Source organism: Pseudomonas sp. WS 5010, from assembly GCF_012985565.1.
In the GTDB taxonomy this organism is placed as follows: domain Bacteria; phylum Pseudomonadota; class Gammaproteobacteria; order Pseudomonadales; family Pseudomonadaceae; genus Aquipseudomonas.
Window position 1 is genome coordinate 95,517 of the sequence record NZ_JAAQWQ010000009.1, and the last position, 20,976, is coordinate 116,492.

Annotated in this window: 18 protein-coding genes; all 18 read right to left on the reverse strand. The window is 59.2% G+C overall.

Annotated elements, in window-relative coordinates:
- Positions 1 to 170 precede the first annotated feature (170 nt).
- Entirely contained in the window at positions 171 to 1,490 is a 1,320-nt protein-coding gene (gene tilS, locus HBO11_RS25415; RefSeq protein ID WP_169955462.1) for a tRNA lysidine(34) synthetase TilS, read from the reverse strand.
- A gap of 159 nt (positions 1,491 to 1,649) precedes the next feature.
- Positions 1,650 to 2,597: an acetyl-CoA carboxylase carboxyltransferase subunit alpha gene (locus HBO11_RS25420; RefSeq protein ID WP_029297260.1), complete on the reverse strand. Its 948-nt coding sequence runs from the start codon at positions 2,595 to 2,597 to the stop codon at positions 1,650 to 1,652.
- A gap of 139 nt (positions 2,598 to 2,736) precedes the next feature.
- Positions 2,737 to 6,258: a DNA polymerase III subunit alpha gene (gene dnaE, locus HBO11_RS25425; protein ID WP_169955461.1), complete on the reverse strand. Its 3,522-nt coding sequence runs from the start codon at positions 6,256 to 6,258 to the stop codon at positions 2,737 to 2,739.
- 77 nt (positions 6,259 to 6,335) lie between these two features.
- Positions 6,336 to 6,968, reverse strand: coding sequence for a ribonuclease HII (gene rnhB / locus HBO11_RS25430; RefSeq protein WP_169955460.1), 633 nt, complete (start codon positions 6,966 to 6,968; stop codon positions 6,336 to 6,338).
- The gene (gene lpxB / locus HBO11_RS25435) at positions 6,965 to 8,104 is read right to left on the reverse strand and encodes a lipid-A-disaccharide synthase (RefSeq protein WP_169955459.1); all 1,140 of its coding nucleotides are present in this window, start codon (positions 8,102 to 8,104) and stop codon (positions 6,965 to 6,967) included. Before lpxB ends, rnhB begins: the two co-directional genes overlap by 4 nt.
- Before the next feature lie 2 nt (positions 8,105 to 8,106).
- On the reverse strand, positions 8,107 to 8,883 hold the full coding sequence (gene lpxA, locus HBO11_RS25440) for an acyl-ACP--UDP-N-acetylglucosamine O-acyltransferase (protein WP_169955458.1): 777 nt from the start codon (positions 8,881 to 8,883) through the stop codon (positions 8,107 to 8,109).
- The gene (fabZ, locus tag HBO11_RS25445; RefSeq protein WP_029297270.1) at positions 8,880 to 9,320 is read right to left on the reverse strand and encodes a 3-hydroxyacyl-ACP dehydratase FabZ; all 441 of its coding nucleotides are present in this window, start codon (positions 9,318 to 9,320) and stop codon (positions 8,880 to 8,882) included. The genes lpxA and fabZ overlap by 4 nt, the downstream gene beginning before the upstream one ends.
- Before the next feature lie 110 nt (positions 9,321 to 9,430).
- On the reverse strand, positions 9,431 to 10,486 hold the full coding sequence (lpxD, locus tag HBO11_RS25450; protein WP_169955457.1) for a UDP-3-O-(3-hydroxymyristoyl)glucosamine N-acyltransferase: 1,056 nt from the start codon (positions 10,484 to 10,486) through the stop codon (positions 9,431 to 9,433).
- A 3-nt stretch (positions 10,487 to 10,489) separates the two neighbouring features.
- On the reverse strand, positions 10,490 to 10,993 hold the full coding sequence (locus HBO11_RS25455) for an OmpH family outer membrane protein (protein WP_003219314.1): 504 nt from the start codon (positions 10,991 to 10,993) through the stop codon (positions 10,490 to 10,492).
- 45 nt (positions 10,994 to 11,038) lie between these two features.
- Positions 11,039 to 13,426 (reverse strand): outer membrane protein assembly factor BamA, encoded by a 2,388-nt coding sequence (gene bamA, locus HBO11_RS25460; RefSeq protein ID WP_169955456.1) that lies wholly within the window; start codon positions 13,424 to 13,426, stop codon positions 11,039 to 11,041.
- Between the two features lie 74 nt (positions 13,427 to 13,500).
- Entirely contained in the window at positions 13,501 to 14,853 is a 1,353-nt protein-coding gene (gene rseP / locus HBO11_RS25465) for a sigma E protease regulator RseP (RefSeq protein WP_169955455.1), read from the reverse strand.
- Positions 14,854 to 14,888: 35 nt separating this feature from the next.
- Positions 14,889 to 16,079, reverse strand: coding sequence for a 1-deoxy-D-xylulose-5-phosphate reductoisomerase (ispC, locus tag HBO11_RS25470; RefSeq protein ID WP_170042924.1), 1,191 nt, complete (start codon positions 16,077 to 16,079; stop codon positions 14,889 to 14,891).
- Positions 16,076 to 16,882, reverse strand: a complete 807-nt coding sequence (locus HBO11_RS25475; RefSeq protein ID WP_169955740.1) for a phosphatidate cytidylyltransferase — start codon at positions 16,880 to 16,882, stop codon at positions 16,076 to 16,078. Before HBO11_RS25475 ends, ispC begins: the two co-directional genes overlap by 4 nt.
- Entirely contained in the window at positions 16,882 to 17,637 is a 756-nt protein-coding gene (gene uppS / locus HBO11_RS25480) for a polyprenyl diphosphate synthase (RefSeq protein ID WP_169955739.1), read from the reverse strand. Before uppS ends, HBO11_RS25475 begins: the two co-directional genes overlap by 1 nt.
- Before the next feature lie 17 nt (positions 17,638 to 17,654).
- The gene (gene frr / locus HBO11_RS25485) at positions 17,655 to 18,212 is read right to left on the reverse strand and encodes a ribosome recycling factor (RefSeq protein ID WP_169955738.1); all 558 of its coding nucleotides are present in this window, start codon (positions 18,210 to 18,212) and stop codon (positions 17,655 to 17,657) included.
- Entirely contained in the window at positions 18,209 to 18,952 is a 744-nt protein-coding gene (gene pyrH / locus HBO11_RS25490; protein WP_003172271.1) for a UMP kinase, read from the reverse strand. Before pyrH ends, frr begins: the two co-directional genes overlap by 4 nt.
- Before the next feature lie 211 nt (positions 18,953 to 19,163).
- Positions 19,164 to 20,027: a translation elongation factor Ts gene (tsf, locus tag HBO11_RS25495; RefSeq protein ID WP_003172264.1), complete on the reverse strand. Its 864-nt coding sequence runs from the start codon at positions 20,025 to 20,027 to the stop codon at positions 19,164 to 19,166.
- A 193-nt stretch (positions 20,028 to 20,220) separates the two neighbouring features.
- Positions 20,221 to 20,961: a 30S ribosomal protein S2 gene (rpsB, locus tag HBO11_RS25500; RefSeq protein WP_029297291.1), complete on the reverse strand. Its 741-nt coding sequence runs from the start codon at positions 20,959 to 20,961 to the stop codon at positions 20,221 to 20,223.
- Positions 20,962 to 20,976 lie beyond the last annotated feature (15 nt).

Consider the following 20,976-nt stretch of genomic DNA (forward strand, 5'->3'; position numbering starts at 1 on the left):
AAAAACCGCCGCGTTGTGACAGACCAGCAATGGAACACCGGTACGTTGATCGCTACACATTTTTTGGAATCGCCCAGCAAAGACTGCTTGGTAATCGGCAACGACTGTGTTTCAGGAGAATCCACAGAAGTTGTATCAAGAAGGGAGCGTAGTCTACCGGAAAGGCGCTATCAGCTCAAACCTTGATCGCAGGTTGGTGGCGCCCAATGTAATTGCCAGTCATCCCCCTGCCCTGTCGAGGCCCTTGCCAGGTTGGCCACGGCCACCAGACGGGTGCCTTGGTACAGCAGCGGCAATCTGCCACGGATAAAGCCTGGCACAGCACTTTCGTTGAGCAAACGCTTGAGGTCACGCCGGCCACGACCTGGCACTTCCATGACTTCACCACCCTGGCGGTAACGGATGCCCAAAGGGCCTTCAGGGGCATGCCCGCTGAAATACAACTGGCCGTTGCCCGGTAACTGTAGTGGGTTTTGCGGGTGCGACCAGCTTAGCGGCGTATCAGAAATTTCCGACCAATCGGCAGGCATCCACCAGATGCGATCGTTGCAACGGTGCAATTGGCCATCGGCCAAACGCCACACGGGCTGTGCGTCCGCCTTGGCATCGCGCAAGGTGTGCCAGCCAATCCAGTGCTCGCTGTCGGGCAACAGCGTCAGCGGCGCCAGCCAGTACCGTAGGGCGTTGCGCTGCCGAGCGTCGGAAAGATCTCGCAGCGGCGCAAGTGCCAATGATGGCAACGGTAGCCAGGCAAGCGCCGATGGCCGCTGGGCAGCCTGCACATCCAATTGCGCCAATTCATCGAGCAGCTCTTGGGCCTGCGCCAGATGCCCAGCGGTTCGCGCCAGGGTATTCGCGGCCTGGGGCCAGCGGGCGGTGAGCAGTGGGAATACTTGATGACGCAGGTAATTGCGGGAGAAACGTGAGTCGCCGTTGGAGGGGTCCTCGATCCAATTCAATTGCTGTTCGCGGGCGTAGGCTTCCAGCTCGGCTCGCGACATGTCCAGCAGCGGCCGCACCAGGTGCCCTTTACCCAAGGGACGCAGGGCTGGCATGCCGATGAGGCCCCGCAGCCCAGCACCCCGCAGCAGGCGAAACAGCAGGGTTTCTGCCTGATCGTCACGGTGCTGGCCGGTGAGTAGCAGTTCACTTGGGCCGATTATCTCGGCGAACGCCTGGTACCGCGCGTCACGGGCCGCACGTTCAAGGCTTGCACCTGACTGCACTTGCACATGCATGACCCGCAGCGGCACACCTGCGGCATCACAGACCGCCTGGCAATGGGCTGGCCAGCCGTCAGCCGCAGCCTGGAGACCGTGATGGACATGGATAGCCTGCAGAGGTGGCAGGGATTGGTTTTTTGCCAGATCAGCGAGTAAGTGCAGGAGGACGGTGGAGTCGAGTCCGCCAGAGAAAGCGATGTGCCAGGCCGAGGCTTTGCGCCACGGGGCCAGGGCTTGCAGGAGTTCGGCGGTTAGAGTTGGTTTCATCGCACGTTACCGCCGCAAAACTGGAATACGTTAGCCAAGCATACACAACGCAAATGTGGGAGCGGGCCTGCCCGCGACAGCGGTGTACCAGCCAACCAATCTGGCACTGACACATTGCTATCGCGGGCAAGCCCGCTCCCACATGGGTAATGCCGTGGCTTAGAGGCCGTAGCTCATCAGGCGCTCGTAACGACGGGCCAGCAGCGCTTCGTTGTCGAACTTTTTGAGCATATCCAACTGTGCGCAGAGTTCGGCGCGGATGGTCGCCGATGCGGCAGCCGGGTCGCGGTGTGCGCCGCCCAGGGGCTCGGCGATCACTTTGTCGACGATGCCCAGGCCTTTCAGGCGATCAGCGGTGATCCCCATAGCTTCGGCAGCATCCGGGGCCTTTTCTGCGGTTTTCCACAGGATCGAGGCGCAACCTTCCGGCGAGATCACAGCGTAAGTCGAATACTGCAGCATGTTCAGTTGGTCGCAAACGCCAATGGCCAGCGCACCGCCAGAACCGCCTTCACCGATCACGGTCGCGATGATCGGGGTTTTCAGGCGTGCCATCACTCGCAGGTTCCAGGCAATCGCTTCGCTCTGGTTGCGCTCTTCAGCGTCGATGCCTGGGTAGGCGCCCGGGGTGTCGATAAAGGTCAGGATCGGCATCTTGAAACGTTCAGCCATTTCCATCAGGCGGCAGGCCTTGCGGTAGCCTTCCGGGCGCGGCATGCCGAAGTTGCGACGCACTTTCTCGCGCACTTCACGGCCTTTCTGGTGACCAATCACCATCACCGGCTGGTCGTCCAGGCGAGCAATACCGCCGACAATCGCCGCGTCATCGGAGAAGTGACGGTCGCCATGCAACTCGTCGAACTCGGTGAAGATGTGATCGATGTAGTCCAGGGTGTACGGACGGCGCGGGTGGCGGGCCAGGCGCGCGATCTGCCAGCTGGTCAGCTTGCCGAAGATGTCTTCGGTGAGCGTCTTGCTCTTGTCTTGCAGGCGGGAGATTTCATCGCCGATATTCAGCGAATTGTCATTGCCGACCAGGCGCAGCTCTTCGATCTTGGCTTGCAGGTCAGCGATCGGCTGTTCGAAATCAAGAAAATTCGGGTTCATAAGCGTCCGTCTTGGGTCGACGGCCAGGGAGTGCCTGGCCAGCCGGTTGTCTATTCGCGCCCTACCTTAAGGGAGAGGCGCGTCAAGGTCGAGATTAAATGTCGAGTCGAGGTCAGGGGTACAAGGGCAGCCCTGACCGTCAACGGTATTGGAGGAAGACGTTGTCACGCCCGAACTGGTCACGCAATGCTTGAATCAAGCCATCGGCCGGGTCAATTCGCCACGTCTCACCGAACTGCAACATCGCCTTGGCATCGCTGCCGGTGTACTCCATGGTCACCGGGCACGCGCCACGGTGACGCTTGAGCAAGTCCCCCAGCCAGCGTAGCTGATCGCCCTTGAGCGCTTCGGTTTTCACCTTCAAGCGCAGGCTTTCGGCCAGGTTGGTGCGGGCATCTTCCATGCTCATTACGCGTTTGATCCGCAGGCGCAGGCCGCCGGAGAAGTCATCGTTGCTGACCTCCCCTTCCACCACCACCATCGCGTCGGTCTGCAACAGCGACTGCGCAGAATGAAACGCGTCGGCAAACAGCGACGCCTCGATACGCCCGGAGCGGTCATCAAGGGTGATGAACCCCATCTTGTCGCCCTTTTTGTTCTTCATCACCCGCAGGGCAATGATCATCCCGGCGACAGTCTGGGTATCGCGCGCCGGCTTCAGGTCGATGATGCGCTGGCGGGCAAAACGACGGATCTCGCCTTCATATTCGTCAATCGGGTGACCGGTGAGGTACAGGCCCAGGGTGTCTTTTTCACCCTTGAGGCGTTCCTTGAGGGTCAGCTCCTTGGCCTTGCGGTGGTTAGCGTACACATCGGCATCTTCTTCGACGAACAGCCCGCCAAACAGGTCGGCATGCCCGCTGTCGTGGGTGCGGGCGGTCTGTTCGGCGGCCTTGATCGCTTCTTCCATGGCGGTCAGCAGCACCGCGCGGTTGCGGTCGATATTGGCCTGGTAGGCCTTCGGCTCGTCATGGAAATACGGACCGAGACGATCGAGTGCACCGCTGCGGATCAGGCCATCGAGGGTACGCTTGTTGATGCGCTTGAGGTCGACCCGGGCGCAGAAGTCGAACAGGTCCTTGAACGGACCATCCTGGCGCGCCTCGGTGATTGCCTCGACCGGGCCTTCGCCCACCCCCTTGATCGCGCCCAGGCCATAGATGATGCGGCCTTCGTCGTTCACGGTGAACTTGAACTCCGAGGCGTTCACATCCGGCGCGTCGAGCCGCAACTTCATGGTCCGCACTTCTTCGATCAAGGTCACGACCTTGTCGGTGTTGTGCATATCCGCAGACAGCACCGCCGCCATGAACGGCGCCGGGTAGTGGGCCTTCAGCCACGCAGTCTGGTACGACACCAGGCCGTAGGCGGCGGAGTGGGATTTGTTGAAGCCATAACCGGCGAATTTTTCCACCAGGTCAAAGATGTTACCGGCCAGGTCAGCGTCGATGTTGTTGGTGGCGCAACCTTCAATGAAACCGCCGCGCTGCTTGGCCATTTCCTCGGGCTTTTTCTTACCCATGGCCCGGCGCAGCATGTCCGCGCCGCCTAGGGTGTAGCCGGCCATGACCTGGGCGATCTGCATCACCTGTTCCTGATACAGGATGATGCCGTAGGTCGGTGCCAGTACCGGCTTGAGGCCTTCGTACTGGTAGTCGGAGTGCGGGTAAGCCAGTTCGGCGCGCCCGTGCTTACGGTTGATAAAGTCATCAACCATGCCCGATTGCAGTGGGCCCGGACGGAACAGGGCCACCAGTGCGATCAAGTCTTCCAGGCAGTCGGGCTTGAGCTTTTTGATCAGCTCCTTCATGCCGCGGGATTCAAGCTGGAACACCGCAGTGGTTTCAGCTTTTTGCAGCAGCGCGTAGGTCGGCTTGTCGTCCAGCGGGATAAAGGCGATATCCAGCGGCGCCTCATCGACCTTGGCACGCTCGCGGTTGATGGTCTTGAGCGCCCAGTCGATGATCGTCAGGGTCCGCAGGCCGAGGAAGTCGAACTTCACCAGGCCGGCCGCCTCCACGTCGTCCTTGTCGAACTGGGTTACCAGGCCATCGCCTTCTTCGTCGCAATAGATCGGCGAAAAGTCTGTCAACTTGGTCGGAGCGATTACCACGCCACCGGCGTGCTTACCGACGTTACGCACCACGCCTTCGAGCTTGCGGGCCATGTCCCAGATTTCGGCGGCTTCTTCATCGACCTTGATGAAGTCACGCAGGATTTCTTCCTGCTCGTAGGCCTTTTCCAGGGTCATGCCGACTTCAAAGGGGATCATCTTCGACAGACGATCCGCCAGGCCGTAGGACTTGCCCTGCACCCGCGCCACGTCGCGGATTACCGCCTTGGCCGCCATGGAGCCGAAGGTGATGATCTGGCTTACCGCGTTACGGCCGTATTTCTCGGCCACATATTCGATTACCCGGTCACGACCATCCATGCAGAAGTCGACGTCGAAGTCGGGCATCGATACCCGTTCCGGGTTCAGGAACCGTTCGAACAGCAGGTCATATTCCAGCGGGTCAAGGTCAGTGATCTTCTGCACATAAGCTACCAGCGAGCCAGCACCCGACCCCCGGCCAGGCCCCACCGGCACGCCGTTGCTTTTGGCCCACTGGATAAAGTCCATTACGATCAGGAAGTATCCGGGGAACCCCATCTGGATGATGATATCCAGCTCGAAATTCAGCCGGTCGACATACACCTGGCGCTTGGCTTCGTAGTCTTCGGTAGTGTCCTTGGGCAGCAGGACGGCAAGGCGCTCCTCCAGGCCATCGAAGGACACCTTGCGAAAGTATTCATCGATGGTCATGCCATCGGGAATCGGGAAGTTGGGCAAAAAGTGCTTGCCCAGCTTCACTTCGATATTGCAGCGCTTGGCAATTTCGACGGAGTTTTCCAGGGCCTCGGGCAAATCGCTGAACAGCTCAGCCATTTCCTCGGCACTTTTGAGGTACTGCTCTTCGCTGTAGTTCTTCGAGCGCCGTGGATCGTCCAGCGCCCGGCCTTCGCCGATGCACACGCGGGTTTCGTGGGCTTCGAAGTCTTCCTTCTTGATAAAACGGACATCGTTGGTGGCTACCAGCGGCGCGCCCAGCTTTTCGGCCAGGGCCACGGCAGCGTGCAGATGTTCTTCATCGTTGGGGCGATTGGTGCGCTGGACCTCCAGGTAGAAGCGGTCGGGAAAGACTTGCATCCACTCACTGGCCAGCACCTCGGCCTCGTGCGGGTTACCGCCCAGCAACGCGATCCCGATCTCGCCCTCTTTGGCGGCCGACAGCATGATCAGCCCTTCGCTGGCCTCGGCCACCCATTCGCGCTCGATGATGATCGAGCCATTGCGCTGGCCGTCGATAAAACCACGGGAAATCAGTTCGGTCAGGTTGCGATAGCCCACGCCGTTCATCGCCAGCAGGCTGATGCGGCTCAAGGCGTTATCCGGATCTTTGTTGGACAGCCACAAGTCGGCGCCGCAGATCGGCTTGATGCCGGCGCCCATGGCGCTCTTGTAGAACTTGACCAGGGAACACATGTTGTTCTGATCGGTCACCGCAACGGCCGGCATGTTCATGCCCACCAGGGTTTTGACCAGTGGTTTGATCCGTACCAGGCCGTCGACCAGGGAGTATTCAGTGTGCAGGCGCAGGTGAACGAATGAAGCCGGCATAGTGATCCTGTCTAGATACGTGTGAAAACAACAAGGCCCGGATTGTACCGGGCCTTGAGTAAAACATCAGCCTGCGCCTAAATCTCGGCCAGGCTTTCGCGCACCTCGTAAGCCTGGCGTACCGGGGCAAACGAGCGGCGGTGGATCGGCGTCGGGCCCAATCGGGCGAGGGCTTCCAGATGAACGGGCGTCGGGTAGCCTTTATGGCCACCGATGCCATAGCCTGGGTAGATCAACTCGAACGCCGCCATTTCACGGTCGCGACTGACCTTGGCGAGAATCGAGGCAGCGGCAATCGCCGGAACCTTGCTATCACCCTTGACCACCGCTTCGGCCGGCATCGCCAGCTTCGGGCAGCGATTCCCGTCGATCATCGCCAGTTTCGGGGTGATGTGCAGGCCCTCGACGGCGCGCTGCATGGCCAGCATCGTGGCATGCAGGATGTTCAACTCGTCGATTTCCTCGACCTCTGCCCTGGCGATATGCCAGCTGAGGGCCTTTTCGCAAATTTCGTCAAAAAGTTTTTCACGACGGGCCTCGGTGAGTTTCTTCGAGTCGTTGAGGCCGAGAATCGGGCGATTCGGGTCAAGGATCACCGCCGCCGTGACCACCGCACCGCACAGCGGACCACGCCCGACTTCATCGACACCGGCAACCAGTTCGTGGGTTTGGGCGACCAGGCTGAAATCCAGGCCTATTTGCGTCTTCATAGGGTTTCCTGCTGGCGGTCGATCAAGGTCAATACGGCATCTGCGGCCTGGTTCGACGCATCACGGCGCAAGGTACGGTGAATTTCGTCGAACCCACGGGTCTGCTCTTCACCACCGTCGATCAACGGCAGAATGGTCTGGGCCAATGCTTCGGGGGTTGCAGCGTCCTGCAGCAACTCCGGCACCAACAGGCGCTGGGCAAGCAGGTTGGGCAAGGAGATGTAGGGACTTTTGACCATGCGCTTGAGAATCCAGTAGGTCAGCGGCGCCAAGCGATAGGCCACGACCATCGGGCGCTTGTAGAGCAAGGCCTCCAGCGTGGCGGTACCAGAGGCGATCAACACCGCGTCACAGGCGGCCAGGGCCAGATGCGAACCACCATCGAGCAGCGTCAACGGCAAGTCGCGCCCCACCAGCAAGGCTTCGATCTGTGCACGGCGCTGCGGGCTGGCGCACGGCAGTACAAATCGCACTCCTGGCTTCAACGCCTGCAGGCGCTGGGCCGCATCGAAAAACAGTGCGCCGAGGCGACCGACCTCACCGCCACGGCTGCCGGGCATCAACGCCACCAGCGGCCCGTCGGGCAGGCCCAACTCGGCGCGCGCAGCGGCGCGATCCGCCTGTAGCGGGATGGTGTCGGCCAGGGTATGGCCGACAAACCTTACCGGCACGCCCTTCTCTTCATAGAACCGCGCCTCGAAAGGCAGTAGGGTCAGCATCAGGTCGCAGCCTTCGCGGATCTTCAGCACGCGCTTCTGCCGCCACGCCCACACGGACGGGCTGACGTAATGCACGGTCTTGATTCCGGCCTGACGCAGCTTGAGTTCGATATTGAGGGTGAAGTCCGGTGCGTCGATACCGATAAAGACGTCCGGTTTTTCGGCAATCAGGGTCTGGATCAGCAGTTTGCGCCGAGCCAGCAGCTCGCGAAGGCGCCCCAGCACTTCCACCAGCCCCATGACCGACAAACGCTCCATGGGAAAGTAGGAAGTCAGGCCTTCGGCCTGCATCAGCGGGCCGCCGACCCCAATAAACTCAACGGCTGGATGCTGCGCCTTGATGGCGCGCATCAGGCCAGCGCCGAGGATATCGCCGGAAGCTTCTCCGGCCACCAATGCAATACGCAGCGTGGCCATGATCAGCGGGTGATGCCGCGAGTCGATGCCTGGATCGAATCACGGAAGATGGCAACCTCTGGAAACAGCGCCGCTGGCTCGGCCAGTTCGGCCAATGCCTGCTCAACCGTCAGGCCCTGGCGATACACCACCTTATAGGCGCGACGCAGGGCGTGAATGGCCTCTTCGCTGAAACCCCGGCGGCGCATGCCTTCGAAGTTCATGCTGCGGGCTTCGGCAGGGTTGCCAAATACCGTGACGAACGCCGGCACATCCTTGCCAATAGCAGTGCCCATGCCGGAAAAGCTGTGGGCGCCGATATGGCAGTACTGATGCACCAGGGTAAAACCAGACAGGATCGCCCAGTCATCAACATGCACATGACCGGCCAGTGCAGTATTGTTGACCAGGATGCAGTGGTTGCCAATAACGCTGTCGTGTCCGATATGCGCGTAGGCCATCACCAGATTGTGATCACCCAGGGTAGTTTCTGCCCGGTCCTGCACAGTGCCACGATGAATGGTCACGCCTTCACGAATGATGTTGTGATCACCGATTACCAGGCGGGTTTCTTCACCCTTGTACTTCATGTCCGGCGTATCTTCACCTACCGAGGAAAACTGGTAGATGCGGTTGTGTTTGCCAATGCGGGTCGGCCCCTTGAGGATCACGTGCGGCCCGATGACTGTTCCCTCGCCGATTTCCACACCTGCGCCGATGATCGACCAAGGGCCGACCTCAACGTCGGCGGCCAGCACGGCCGTCGGATCGATGATTGCGCGAGGGTCAATCAAACTCATAGTTTGCGTTCCGCACAGATGATTTCGGCGGAACACACAGGCTTGCCGTCAACGGACGCCTGGCATTCGAATTTCCAGATCTGGCGCTTGCAGCTCACGAACTTGGCTTCCAGGATCAACTGGTCGCCTGGGGTGACCGGGTTGCGAAAGCGCAGCTTGTCGGAGCCCACGAAATAGTAAAGCGTGCCGTCGGCAGGCTTCAGGTCGAGCATTTTAAAACCCAGGATACCAGCGGCCTGCGCCATCGCTTCGATGATCAACACGCCCGGCATGATTGGATGCGCGGGGAAGTGACCATTGAAGAATGGTTCGTTGATGCTGACATTCTTGTAGGCACGAATGCGCTTTTCCTCAACATTCAGTTCCACTACACGGTCCACCAGCAGGAACGGGTAACGGTGAGGCAGGTATTCGCGAATCTCGTTGATGTCCATCATTTCGGGGGGAAGCCTGTAATAAAGATTGGGAGCGCGCGGACTAAGGCACGCCCCTCTAGCAAATCAAGAAGGCAGTCTAGCTGCTGTGCACACTTGATATGGAAATGGTATCAGCCATCTGATGAAACATTACTGCCAGGGGTCACGTCCCCAACACGCTTTTCCAGATGTTTCAGGCGCCGCGCCATGTCGTCGAGCTGCCTTAAACGGGCCGCGCTCTTGCGCCACTCGGCCGCGGGTTGCATCGCTGTACCGGAAGAGTAGGCCCCCGGCTCGGTAATCGAGTGGGTCACCATGGTCATGCCGGTAATGAATACGTTGTCACATATTTCAATATGGCCCACCAAGCCGACACCGCCGGCCAGCATGCAATGCTTGCCGATCTTGGTGCTGCCGGAGATGCCGACGCACGCGGCCATGGCCGTGTGATCGCCAATCTGTACGTTGTGGGCGATCTGGATCTGGTTATCCAACTTCACACCATTGCCAATCACCGTATCGGCCAAGGCCCCGCGATCGACAGCAGTGTTGACACCGATCTCCACATCGTCACCGATCAGCACACCGCCGACCTGGGCGATCTTCTGCCAGATGCCCTTCTCATTGGCAAAGCCGAAGCCTTCGCCGCCGATCACGGCACCCGACTGAATCACTACCCGCTGCCCGATACGCACATCGTGGTACAGGGTCACGCGCGGCGCGAGCCAGCCGCCTGCACCGATTTCGCTGCGAGCACCGATAAAGCAATGGGCACCAACAGTCACGCCGGCACCAATGCGCGCACCACTTTCGATAACCGCAAAAGCACCGATGCTGGCCGCAGGATCCACCTGTGCATCATTGGCAATGACCGCAGAAGGATGGATACCAGGGGCAGCCTTGGGTTTCGGGTCGAACAAGTGGGAAACCCGCGCGTATGCGGCATAAGGGTCGGCCACCACCAGCGCATCCCCGGCAAACGTCTCGGCGTCAGCGGCCTTCAGCAATACGGCTGCGGCCTGGCTGTCGCCCAGGTATTTACGGTATTGGGGATTTGCGAGGAAGCTCAACTGAGCTGGGCCAGCCTCCTGCAAGGTGGCTAGCCCAGTGATTTCCTTCTCCTTGGAGCCACGCAAGGTAGCCCCCAGGAACTCGGCCAATTGACCGAGTTTGATAGTCGCGGTCATGGCTTACTTCAGCTGGTTCATGCGCTCGATCACCTGGCGGGTGATGTCGTATTGAGGCTTGACGTCAATCACGGCGCCACGCTCGAAGACCAGGTCAAAGGCACCTTTCTTGATGACCTCTTCCACGGCGCTGTCGAGTTTAGGCTTCAGTTGCTTGAGCATTTCACGGTCAGCAACAGCCTTGGCTTCGTTCAGTTCCTTGGATTGGAACTGATAGTCACGGGCCTTTTGCTTGAACTCAAGCTCCAGACGCTCGCGCTCGCCTTGCTGCATTTTATCGCCACCGGCGACCAGGCGGTCCTGGATGCCCTTGGCACTGCTTTCCAGGGTCTTGAGCTTGGTCAGTTGCGGACCAAATTTTTTCTCGGCATCCACGGCGTACTTCTTGGCCGCATCGGATTCCAGCAGGGCCATCTGATAGTTCAGGACGGCGATTTTCATTTCGGCAAACGCCGGGGTTGCGACCAGCACGGTTGCCAGAAGAACCAATTGAGTCAACTTACGCACGATGCACTCCTACAGAATCCGTTGTCGTTATCTTGGGTCGGACGCTTAGAACGTCTGGCCGAGGGAAAATTGGAAAATCTGGGTTTCAGCGTTATCCGGTTTCTTGACTGGCATCGCCAAGGCGAAGCTCAACGGGCCCAGGGCGGTAATCCAGGTCACACCCACACCTACGGAACTGGCCAGATTGCTCAGGCTTACGTCGTTGCACTGGGTGTTGGACTTCAAGCCGCTAGGGTTACGGATCTGCTCGCACTTGGAGTCGAATACGTTACCCACATCCCAGAAGACCGAGGTCCGCAGGGAGCGCTGGTCCTTGACGAACGGCAGCGGGAACAGAATTTCCGCACCACCTTGGATCAGCACGTTACCACCGAACGGCAGCGGATCATTGTCTGAGTCACGCACGGTGCCGACGTTACCGGTTTCAGCAACACCACGGCTTGGCGTACCACGTGGACCCAGGGTGCTGTCCTTGAAGCCACGTACCGAGTTGAAGCCACCGGCATAGTAGTTCTCGTAGAACGGCAAGCCATCGGTCGAACCGTAGCCATCACCATAGCCCAATTCCGTGTGCAGGCGCATGGTGTAGTTATCGCTCAACGGCGTGAACAACTGGCCACGGTAGTCGAGCTTGAAGAACGACAGGTCGCTACCTGGTGTGGTGGCTTCCAGGGTCAGGCTCTGGGAGTGACCACGGGTGGCCAGCACGCCTTTGTTCAGGGTGGACTCGGACCAACCGGCCGAGGCCTTGAAGTTGAGGAACTTGTCACCTTCGCGGCGGGTGAAGTCGAAGATCTCATCGACGGTGTAGACACCGGTCTTGATCTCATCCTGCTGCGCGGTCAGGCCGAAGGTCAGACGCGAGGTCTCACTGATCGGGTAGCCCACGTTCACACCGGCACCCAGGCTGTCGATCGCATAGCTTGCAACGTCGACGTCGAGGTCTTTGTAGTCGGTGGTGCGGTAGAAGGCGTTGTAGCCCAGGCTCACACCGTCAGCAGTCCAGTAGGGGTCCACATAACCGAAGTTGTAGCGGCTCTGGTATTCGCTGCGGGTCAGGCCGATGGATACCTTGTTACCGGTACCCAGGAAGTTGTTCTGGGTGATCGAGCCACCGAGAATCAGGCCGGCACTCTGTGCAAAACCGACGCTGGCGGTGATCGAACCGGACGCTTGTTCTTCCACTGCGTAGTTCACGTCGACCTGGTCATCCACACCCGGTACGGCCGGGGTTTCGACGTTGACTTCCTTGAAGAAGCCCAGGCGCTCAAGACGGGTCTTGGACTGGTCGATCAGGTAGGTCGAAGCCCAGCCACCTTCCATCTGACGCATTTCACGACGCAGCACTTCGTCCTCGGACTTGGTGTTGCCACGGAAGTTGATGCGGTTGACGTAGGCACGCTTGCCCGGATCGACGACAAAGGTGATGTCCACGGTGTGGTCATCATCATGTGGGGTCGGCACGCCGTTGACGTTGGCGAAGGTATAGCCTTCGTTACCCAGGCGACGGGTGATCAGTTCGGAAGTGGTGGTCATCAGCTTGCGCGAGAACACCTGGTCTTTCTGGACCAACAGCAGGGACTTGACCTGGTCTTCAGGCACTTTCAGGTCGCCGCTGAGCTTCACGTCACGAACGCGGTACTTCTCGCCTTCGTTGACGTTGACGGTGATGTACACGTGCTTCTTATCCGGGGTGATGGACACCTGGGTCGAAGCGATATCCATGTTGATATAGCCACGGTCCAGGTAATAGGAGCGCAAGCGCTCCAGGTCACCGGAGAGTTTTTCACGGGCGTACTTGTCATCGTTCTTGAAGAACGACAGCCAGTTGGTGGTCTTGAGCTCGAACAGGTCGATCAGGTCTTCGTCGGCGAACTTGGTGTTACCCACCACGTTGATGTGCTGGATCGCCGCCACGGTGCCTTCGTTGATGTTGACCTTCAGGCCGACACGGTTGCGCGGCTGCGGCACCACTTCGGTTTCCACGGAAGCCGAGTAGCGGCCTTGGGCAACGTACTGACGTTGCAGCTCGTTACGCACGCCTTCGAGGGTGGCGCGCTGGAAGATCTCGCCTTCGGCCAGGCCGGATTGCTTGAGACCTTTCATCAAGTCTTCAGTGGAGATCGCCTTGTTGCCTTCGATCTCGATACTGGCGACAGAAGGTCGCTCGACGACAGTGATGACCAGGACGTTGCCTTCACGACCCAGTTGGATGTCTTGAAAGAAGCCGGTTTTGAACAGCGCACGAGTGGATTCCACCAGGCGACGGTCGTCAGCCTGTTCCCCAACGTTCAACGGCAAGGCGCCAAAGACGCTACCCGCGGAAACCCGCTGGAGGCCGTTGACGCGAATATCGGAGATGGTGAAGGACTCGGCGTGAACTTCGGCGATCATCAATACGGTGAGAACCGCAGTTAGCAGCAGACGTTTCATGAAGTCCTTTCTTATTCCAACTGGCAATAAACAAACTGCCGCAAAATGCGGCAGATTCGCAATTCAGCGAAGCGTTACAGACGTCCCAGATCGTTGACCAGGGCTAACAACATCACCCCAACCACCAAACTGATACCGATCTGTATCCCCCAACCCTGCACCCGATCCGACAAGGGGCGACCACGCACCCACTCGACGAGATAAAACAACAGATGCCCCCCATCCAGTACTGGAATGGGCAACAAATTCAGAACCCCAAGGCTAATACTCAGATAAGCCAGGAAATTCAGGAAATCAGCAACACCCGACTGGGCAGAAGCGCCCGCCACTTTAGCAATGGTTATCGGTCCACTCAAGTTTTTTACCGAGAGCTCGCCGAACAACATTTTCTTCAGCGAATCGAGGGTCAGTACGCTCATGGTCCAAGTGCGTCGTGCACCCTCGCCAATTGCCGCCAACGGCCCGAAGCTGACCTCTCGCACCATCGATGGCGGCCATTCGACACCTTTGACCCCCGCCCCCAGATACCCGCCGGCCGCCTTGGCCTCTCCGCGCACCGCAAGGGTAACAGGGACGTCGATTTGAGCACCGTCGCGCTCAACTTTCAGCACAATTTTCGTATCAGGACGTACACGAACCAGATCAACCACTTGCTGCCAGTCGCCCAGCGCCTGACCATCAAGGGCCAGCAAACGATCACCGGTCTTCAGGCCGGCAGCCTGGGCCGGCCCCTTGGGATCGAGCTCCGCCAGTACCGGCGGCAGCGCCGGACGCCATGGGCGAATCCCCAGGGACTTGATCGGGTCAGGCTCGTCAGCGCCCTTGAGCCACTTGTCCAGTACCAGCTCGCGCGGCGTCTCGGCCGTGGAGTCCTGCTCGCGCACCACCAGCTGTACGGTGCCACTCTCACCCAGGCGGCGAACCAACTGCAGATTGACCGCCCCCCAGCCTGTAGTCGGTTCACCATCAATAGCAACAATTTCCTGCCCGGCGCTCAAACCAGCCTTGGCTGCAATGCTGCCCGCCTCCACCGCACCGATAACCGGGCGTACCTGCTGGCTGCCCAGCATTGCCAGGACCCAGAAAAACACCATGGCCAACAGGAAGTTGGCGATTGGGCCAGCCGCCACGATGGCAATACGCTGACGAACGGTCTTGCGATTGAAAGATTGGTCCAGTTGATCAGCCGGCACTTCGCCTTCACGCTCGTCGAGCATCTTGACGTAGCCACCCAGGGGAATGGCGGCAATCACGAATTCGGTGCCCTTGCGATCGTGCCAGCGCAGCAGCGGCATGCCAAAACCCACGGAAAAACGCAGGACCTTGACGCCACACCGGCGCGCCACCCAGAAATGACCAAATTCGTGAAAAGTGACCAGCACACCCAGAGCAACCAGGGTGCCGACAATCATGTAGAGCGCACTCATCTAATCTCTCCGCATTCCAATCCCGCGCCTGCCGACTAACCTGCGTGGCGTTTCAACCATTGCTCGGCCAAGACCCGGGCCTTGGCATCCGCCTCGAATACGGCGCCCAAATCATTTACGGCAACCACCGGCTCGAGACTCAAAATTTCCTCGATGATACTCGCGATCTGTGGAAAGCGGATGCGCCGATCAAGAAACGCAGCAACCGCGACCTCATTGGCCGCATTCAACATAGCCGGAGCGCTGTTGCCCGCCTCTGCCGCCTCACGCGCCAGGCGCAGGCAGGGGAAGCGTTGGTCATCCGGCGCTTCGAAATCCAGGCGTGCGATGGCGAACAGGTCCAGGGGTGCAACCCCCGAATCGATCCGCTCGGGCCAGGCCAGGGCATTGGCGATTGGCGTACGCATGTCCGGGTTGCCCAACTGGGCCAACACCGAACCATCCACATAGTCGACCAGGGAATGAATCACGCTTTGCGGATGAATCACCACCTCGACCTGCTCGGCCCGAGCATCAAACAGCCAGCAGGCTTCGATCAGCTCCAGGCCCTTGTTCATCATGCTCGCCGAATCCACCGAGATCTTGCGCCCCATCGACCAATTGGGATGGGCGCAGGCCTGATCGGGAGAAACGTGCTCCAGCTCGGCCAATGGGGTCTGGCGGAACGGGCCACCGGAGGCGGTCAGCAAGATACGCCGTACGCCCACCTGGCTCAGGCCGCGGGCAAAATCGCCCGGCATGCACTGGAAAATCGCATTGTGTTCGCTGTCCAGCGGCAACAGCACGGCGCCGCTCTTGCGCACAGCCTGCATAAACAGCGCACCGGACATCACCAGCGCTTCTTTATTGGCCAACAGGATTTTTTTGCCCGCATCAACCGCTGCGAGGGTTGGACGCAAGCCAGCAGCGCCGACGATGGCGGCGACCACAGTATCCACTTCAGAGGCGGCGGACACCTGACACAAGCCCTCCTCGCCGACCAATACCTCGGTCGACAGGCCCGCAGCCCGCAGGTCGTCCTGCAAACCACGGGCGGCAGTTGCATCCGGCACCACCGCGAACTGCGGCACATGCCGCACGCACAACGCCAACAGCTCGCTCAAGCGGCTGAAGCCGGTCAGGGCGAATACCTGATAGCGCTCAGGGTGACGGGCAATCACATCCAGCGTGCTCAACCCGACCGAGCCGGTTGCTCCCAGCACGGTCACTTGCTGTAGGCGGCTCACGAAGCGGCCATCCACAACAGCACGGCAAACACCGGGATCGCCGCCGTCAGGCTGTCGATGCGGTCCAGCACGCCGCCATGGCCCGGCAGCAGGTTACTGCTGTCCTTGATGCCTGCCTGGCGCTTGAACATGCTTTCGGTCAGATCGCCAACCACCGAGATCAGCACCACCACCGCCGCACCGACCAGGGCCAGGAGGATTTGCTTGGCATCCCACTCGCGCACAACGCCAACAACCAGGGTGATCAGCAACGTCAACGCCAGCCCGCCGTACACCCCTTCCCAGCTCTTGCCGGGACTGACCGCCGGGGCCAGCTTGCGCTTGCCAAAGGCACGGCCGGAGAAGTACGCACCGATGTCCGCGCCCCAGACCAGTACCATCACCGCCATGATCAACCAGTTGCCCAGGGCCATGTGCTTGATATAGACCAGGCCCTGCCAGGCCGGCAGCAGGATCAGCAGGCCGATCACCAGCTTGCAGGCGACGCTGGACCATTGGCTGCTGGTACGCGGGTAGGTCAACACCAGGAATGTCGCCAACGCCCACCACAGCACCGCAGCCCCGAGCACCCAGGGTGCGACATCCGGCAGGATGTACATCAGGAACAGCAACAACGCGACAACGGCGGCGTACACCACCCGCGGCAGTTGCTCGGCGAACCCTGCCAGGCGCGCCCATTCCCAGGCGCCCAGGGTCACGACCAGGCCAATGAACAGTGCAAAACCTGCGCCTTCGAGCAGGAAAAACCCGCACAGAGCGATCGGCAGCAGGATCAGTGCCGTGATGATTCGTTGTTTAAGCATTAAACCCGGGCTCCAGCTTCGATCTGCTCGCTCGTTTTACCGAAGCGACGCTGACGGGAAGCGAAATCGGCCAGCGCATTGCGCATGGCATCGTGTTTGAAGTCCGGCCAGAACAGGTCGGAGAAGTACAGCTCGGTATAGGCCAACTGCCACAACAGGAAGTTGCTGATGCGGTGCTCGCCACCGGTACGGATGCACAGGTCCGGCAACGGCAGGTCGCCAGTCACCAGGCAGGTTTGCAACAACTCGGGCGTGATGTCTTCCGGGCGCAGATGGCCGGCCTGCACTTCACGCGCCAGGCGCTGCGCAGCCTGGGCGATATCCCATTGCCCGCCATAATTGGCGGCGATTTGCAGGACGAAGCGGTTGCTGCCAGCGGTGATCGCCTCGGCTTCACGCATGGCCGCCTGCAGCTCCGGATGGAACCGCGAGCGATCGCCGATGATGCGCAAGCTGATGTTGTTGTCGTTCAGGCGCTTGGCCTCACGACGCAGGGCCTTGAAGAACAGGTCCATCAAGGCGCTGACTTCGTCGGCCGGGCGCTGCCAGTTTTCACTGGAGAAGGCAAACAAGGTCAATACCTCGACCTTGGCCTCGGCACACACCTCGATCACGGCCCGTACCGCATCGACACCCGCTTTATGCCCGGCGACACCTGGCATAAAGCGTTTTTTCGCCCAGCGATTATTCCCATCCATGATGATCGCGACATGGCGCGGCACCGCGGAGGGCACAGTCTGCTTGGTCTTTTCCATGAAAGCGTCCTGACCCCTTATACGGCCATCAGGTCCTTTTCTTTCTCTTCCGTGGCCTTGGTGATCATGGCCTCGGATTCCTTGGTCAGCTTATCGATATCAGCAATGGCACGACGCTCTTCGTCTTCGCTGATTTCCTTGTCCTTGACCAGTTTCTTCAGGTCACCCAAGGCATCACGACGGATGTTACGCACGGCAACACGGGCATCTTCCGCTGCGCTGCGCGCCTGCTTGGTGAAGCCCTTGCGGGTTTCTTCGGTCAGGGCCGGCATGGAGATCAGCAGCAGCTCACCCAGGTTGGTTGGGTTGAGGTTCAGGCCAGCGCTCTGGATAGCCTTGTCGACGGCAGCGAGCATGTTGCGCTCGAAGGCCACGACCTGCAGGGTGCGCGAGTCTTTCACAGTCACGTTGGCCACGCCGCTCAGCGGAGTGTCGGAACCGTAGTAAGGCACCATCACGCTGCCCAGGATGCTCGGGTGAGCCTTGCCGGTACGAATCTGGCCGAATGCGTGGCTCAGAGACTCCAGGGATTTCTGCATACGCGCTTGGGCGTCTTTCTTGATTTCGTTGATCATTGTTGGCCTTCCTCGATCAGAGTCCCTTCTGCGCCGCCGTGTACGATATTCAGCAGGGCGCCGGGCTTGTTCATGTTAAATACGCGCAGCGGCATCTTGTGGTCGCGGCACAGGCAGATTGCCGTTAAGTCCATCACACCCAGCTTGCGATCCAGCACTTCATCATAAGTCAGATGATCGAACTTCTCGGCATGCGGGTCTTTGAATGGATCGGCAGTGTAGACACCATCGACCTTGGTAGCCTTGAGCACTACGTCAGCATCGATTTCGATGGCACGCAGGCAGGCAGCCGAGTCAGTGGTGAAGAACGGGTTGCCGGTACCGGCGGCAAAGATCACCACCTCTTTGGCATTCAGGTGGCGCATGGCTTTGCGGCGATCATAGTGATCGGTCACGCCAACCATGGAGATGGCCGACATCACGATGGCCGAGATATTGGCACGCTCCAGGGCGTCGCGCATGGCCAGGGCGTTCATCACAGTGGCCAGCATGCCCATGTGGTCGCCAGTGACCCGATCCATGCCAGCAGCACTGAGTGCCGCGCCACGGAACAGGTTGCCACCACCGATCACCAGGCCGACCTGGACACCGATGCCGACCAGTTGGCCGACTTCCAGTGCCATGCGGTCAAGTACCTTGGGATCGATCCCGAACTCTTCCGAGCCCATCAGGGCCTCGCCGCTAAGCTTGAGTAGAATGCGTTTATAGCGAGCCTGATAACCACTGCCCTGCTGAGCCATTGCGAATCTCTCCTGCGGCGTATTTTTAAAAAATTCTTGGCGAGCCGTTTACGGCTTGCGTTCACTCTAGCTGGACGCTGTCACAGCGCCATCGGAACACGGCTTTGTAAGCCAGTTCCAAAGGGAAGCCAAATAAAATTGAGCCTCCCATTTGAAAAGAGGCTGCGCGCGTGAGCGGGCAGCCTCTCTTGGGCGACAGTTGAAAACTGTCTTATTGCTTGGCGGCAGCCAGCTGGGCAGCAACTTCTTCAGCGAAGTTGTCGACCGGCTTCTCGATGCCATCGCCTACTTTGAAGTAGGTGAAGGAAACGATTTCAGCACCGGCTTTCTTGGCCAGTTCGCCAACCTTGATTTCAGGGTTCTTGACGAACGCCTGCTCAACCAGGCTTGCTTCGGCCAGGAACTTGCTGATACGGCCTTTGACCATGTTCTCAACAATGTTTTCTGGCTTGCCTTTGATTTTTTCTTCGTTCAGCTGCAGGAACACAGCTTTTTCGCGCTCGATCGCTTCGGCAGAAACTTCCGAAGGCAGCAGGAACTCTGGGTTGCTGGCCGCTACGTGCATAGCGATGTCTTTGGCCAGCTCAACGTTGCCGCCCTTGAGGACAACTGCAACACCGATCTTGTTGCCGTGCAGGTAACCACCAACCACGTCACCTTCAACACGTACCAGGCGACGGATGTTGACGTTTTCGCCAACCTTGCCGACCAGTACCAGACGATCAGCTTCTTGGGCTGCGATCAGCGGAGCGGCGTCAGTCAGTTTGTCGGCGAACGCTTTTTCAACGCTGGCAGCAACAAATGCCTTGAAGTCGTCTTGCAGGGCCAGGAAGTCGGTCTGCGAGTTCACTTCCAGCAGAACGGCGGATTTGCCGTCTTCTTTCAGAGCGATCGCGCCTTCAGCAGCTACGTTGCCTGCTTTCTTGGCAGCCTTGATCGCGCCCGAAGCACGCATGTCATCAATGGCTTTTTCGATGTCGCCGTCAGCCTTTTCCAGGGCTTTCTTGCAATCCATCATGCCTTCGCCAGTACGCTCACGCAGTTCTTTAACCAACGCTGCAGTAATTGCTGCCATTTTCAAATTCCTCTTGGATAGGTTTTCAACCATTCCACCCGACTTGTACGGGCGTTCAATTCTTCCCGAACCACCCTTGTTAACCGCTGCACGTTACAGATGCTGTAGCTGTGCCGCTCACAAATGGTTTTCGAGGTGGCAAAAAGGGGGCCAAGCCCCCTTTTTGCTTACTGAGTCAACGCCAGGGCGTCAATTACTCAGCTGCAGCGACCGGTGCTTCTTCAGCAGCGAACTCTACGGTGCCGCCGCCAACATTGTTGCGGCCACGGATTACAGCGTCAGCCATCGAACCCATGTACAGCTGGATAGCGCGGATTGCGTCATCGTTGCCTGGGATGATGTAGTCAACGCCTTCCGGGCTGCTGTTGGTATCGACTACGCCGATAACCGGGATGCCCAGCTTGTTGGCTTCGGTGATCGCGATGCGCTCGTGATCAACGTCGATAACGAACAGTGCGTCAGGCAGACCGCCCATGTCCTTGATACCACCCAGGGAACGATCGAGCTTTTCCAGGTCACGGGAGCGCATCAGCGCTTCTTTCTTGGTCAGCTTGGCGAAAGTACCGTCTTCGGCTTGCACTTCAAGGTCACGCAGACGCTTGATGGAAGCACGGATGGTTTTGAAGTTGGTCAGCATACCGCCCAACCAGCGGTGATCGACGTACGGCGAACCGCAACGTGCTGCTTCTTCAGCAACGATCTTGCCAGCGGAACGCTTGGTGCCGACGAACAGAATCTTGTTTTTGCCCTGGGCCAGGCGCTCTACGAAAGTCAGAGCTTCGTTGAACATTGGCAGGGTTTTTTCAAGGTTGATGATGTGGATCTTGTTACGCGCGCCGAAAATGTATTTACCCATTTTCGGGTTCCAGTAACGGGTCTGGTGACCGAAGTGCACACCGGCCTTCAGCATATCGCGCATGTTGACTTGGGACATGATAGTTCCTTAATA

Excerpts from the sequence above, each read along its gene's own strand:
- tilS (WP_169955462.1), bottom strand. The coding sequence starts at position 1,490 with ATGAAACCAACTCTAACCGCCGAACTCCTGCAAGCCCTGGCCCCGTGG.
- HBO11_RS25420 (WP_029297260.1), bottom strand. The coding sequence starts at position 2,597 with ATGAACCCGAATTTTCTTGATTTCGAACAGCCGATCGCTGACCTGCAA.
- dnaE (WP_169955461.1), bottom strand. The coding sequence starts at position 6,258 with ATGCCGGCTTCATTCGTTCACCTGCGCCTGCACACTGAATACTCCCTG.
- rnhB (WP_169955460.1), bottom strand. The coding sequence starts at position 6,968 with ATGAAGACGCAAATAGGCCTGGATTTCAGCCTGGTCGCCCAAACCCAC.
- lpxB (WP_169955459.1), bottom strand. The coding sequence starts at position 8,104 with ATGGCCACGCTGCGTATTGCATTGGTGGCCGGAGAAGCTTCCGGCGAT.
- lpxA (WP_169955458.1), bottom strand. The coding sequence starts at position 8,883 with ATGAGTTTGATTGACCCTCGCGCAATCATCGATCCGACGGCCGTGCTG.
- fabZ (WP_029297270.1), bottom strand. The coding sequence starts at position 9,320 with ATGATGGACATCAACGAGATTCGCGAATACCTGCCTCACCGTTACCCG.
- lpxD (WP_169955457.1), bottom strand. The coding sequence starts at position 10,486 with ATGACCGCGACTATCAAACTCGGTCAATTGGCCGAGTTCCTGGGGGCT.
- bamA (WP_169955456.1), bottom strand. The coding sequence starts at position 13,426 with ATGAAACGTCTGCTGCTAACTGCGGTTCTCACCGTATTGATGATCGCC.
- rseP (WP_169955455.1), bottom strand. The coding sequence starts at position 14,853 with ATGAGTGCGCTCTACATGATTGTCGGCACCCTGGTTGCTCTGGGTGTG.
- HBO11_RS25475 (WP_169955740.1), bottom strand. The coding sequence starts at position 16,882 with ATGCTTAAACAACGAATCATCACGGCACTGATCCTGCTGCCGATCGCT.
- uppS (WP_169955739.1), bottom strand. The coding sequence starts at position 17,637 with ATGGAAAAGACCAAGCAGACTGTGCCCTCCGCGGTGCCGCGCCATGTC.
- frr (WP_169955738.1), bottom strand. The coding sequence starts at position 18,212 with ATGATCAACGAAATCAAGAAAGACGCCCAAGCGCGTATGCAGAAATCC.
- pyrH (WP_003172271.1), bottom strand. The coding sequence starts at position 18,952 with ATGGCTCAGCAGGGCAGTGGTTATCAGGCTCGCTATAAACGCATTCTA.
- tsf (WP_003172264.1), bottom strand. The coding sequence starts at position 20,027 with ATGGCAGCAATTACTGCAGCGTTGGTTAAAGAACTGCGTGAGCGTACT.
- rpsB (WP_029297291.1), bottom strand. The coding sequence starts at position 20,961 with ATGTCCCAAGTCAACATGCGCGATATGCTGAAGGCCGGTGTGCACTTC.